The 1740-nt window shown below is 46.7% G+C and carries 2 protein-coding genes; both read right to left on the reverse strand.

Features of this window, described 5'->3' with window-relative positions; translation table 11 throughout:
- Positions 1-85 precede the first annotated feature (85 nt).
- Entirely contained in the window at positions 86-505 is a 420-nt protein-coding gene (locus tag CSQ88_RS22865; protein WP_143449584.1) for a hypothetical protein, read from the reverse strand.
- 441 nt (positions 506-946) lie between these two features.
- Positions 947-1642, reverse strand: coding sequence for a crotonase/enoyl-CoA hydratase family protein (locus CSQ88_RS22380; RefSeq protein ID WP_099400260.1), 696 nt, complete (start codon positions 1640-1642; stop codon positions 947-949).
- Between the last annotated feature and the right edge of the window lie 98 nt (positions 1643-1740).

Consider the following 1740-nt stretch of genomic DNA (forward strand, 5'->3'; position numbering starts at 1 on the left):
AGTAGTCAGATATTCGAATCGAATCTTCCAAATGTGCAGCTCTGCTCGCCATACTTCATGATTAATGAAAAAAAGAAATTATCTATCAATTATCCATCATTTGACTATAAAGTGAACAGCATTGGGTTAGTAGGGCTCTATTGGAATGATAATTAACCACAAATGTTTCTAAACTGTTCAAAGATAAAACGGGATTATCAATTTCTTCTAGTTTTCTTCTCGAGTCTATAAGGTTATTTTTCCAGTTCGGGTAGAATTGATGAGCTTCGCCACTCCTCGTTATTACTTCAGAGTAATGTCGAATATCATTTTCTAATTGATCTCGCTGGTTATTCTCTCTATTTACAACTCTCCTTGTTAAGTAATCAAAGAGATGATTTAAGAAATTTGTTTTTCCACAGCCGTTTCCGCCCGTAAGAATAAGATTTTTACCTTGCAGGTCGATGTTGACTATTTTGTCAGTGAAAGGGATTTTTGTGTGAATGCGTTGGATGTAGCCTGTCATAAAAACTCACAATGTTATTATTAAATTTGGAATGGTACTGCACAAAAAAGACACTGGCTAACAGATTCTTTTACATAAGATAAATAGTTTAGTAAATGGGCGAAAGTCAATGCTAATCTTTCTCTGAGGGTGGTTTTGTTAACCCGCGCTGATTACTCTTTATGACATCAGTATCAGCTTGGCGGCTTATGCCATCGGGTAAAAGTAAATCGCCCTTATATAACACTTGGGTTTTTGCTGCGAAATATCAGAGGTGGCACTTTCAGTGCAGTAGCCTCCCACTTTGTTAAGGGGGGATTGAGGGGGATTTGCCGTTGCTTTGGCTTTATTTAGGCGCTTTTAAAACGCTGAAACATTGCTAAATCCCCCCTGGCCCCCTTTTTCAAAGGAGGGAATAAGTACATCAAACTTGTGCAGATACTTATGCCCCTTCCTGCGTTTTTAATCCAAATACTGTGCCGCCCGCCCGCTCATTTGCGCGGTGATGGCTTCTTTGATGTCGGCGGAGAGCAGCATGCCGCCGTTCCAGGTGGCGACGTATTCCAGGCCATCGCTCACGCTGTGATCGCGGCTGTAGTTCAGCACTTGCTTGCTGCCGCGCACGGCGAGGGGTGATTGCGCTGCGATGACGCTGGCGGTGCGCATGGCGGCGGCAAGGCATTCTTCTGGGCTAACAAATACTTGGTTGACTAAGCGAACATTCAGCGCATCATTAGCGGGCATGTCCATTGCGGTGAAGGTCATTTCCCGCGCTATGCCTTCGCCAACAATGCGGCCTAAGCGCTGCAGGCTGCCTACATCGGCCACCAGCCCCATGGCTACTTCGCGCACGCTGAAGCTGGCGTCTGTGCTGGCGTATCTGAAGTCTGCGGCAAGCACCAGATCCAGCCCGCCGCCTACGCAGGCACCATGAATGGCGGCGATCACGGGCTTGCGGCAGTGCTCCAGGCTGCTGACGCAGGATTGTAAATTCAGAATCAGGCTGCGGATGGTTTCGCGATTACGCGCTTCGCATTCGCTGGCAAGGCTCGCCTGAATTTCGGCCAGCATCATTAAATCAATCCCTGCACAGAAATTTCGCCCGGCACCATTAAGCACCACAGCGCGAACTTCCCCCTGTGTCAGGATAGTTGAGATACTCCCTTTTCAGGGATTCTAACTTACTCAGGGGGCTGGTTACTTATCATGTCGCGTATTCCCAAGGCTCGTAAAGATGCCATTTTAAGCAAAATGCT

It is taken from the genome of Iodobacter sp. BJB302, from assembly GCF_002735645.1.
In the GTDB taxonomy this organism is placed as follows: Bacteria; Pseudomonadota; Gammaproteobacteria; order Burkholderiales; family Chitinibacteraceae; genus Iodobacter.

Bases quoted from the DNA above. Each gene is read 5' to 3' on its own strand.
- CSQ88_RS22865 (WP_143449584.1), bottom strand. From the start codon at position 505: ATGACAGGCTACATCCAACGCATTCACACAAAAATCCCTTTCACTGAC.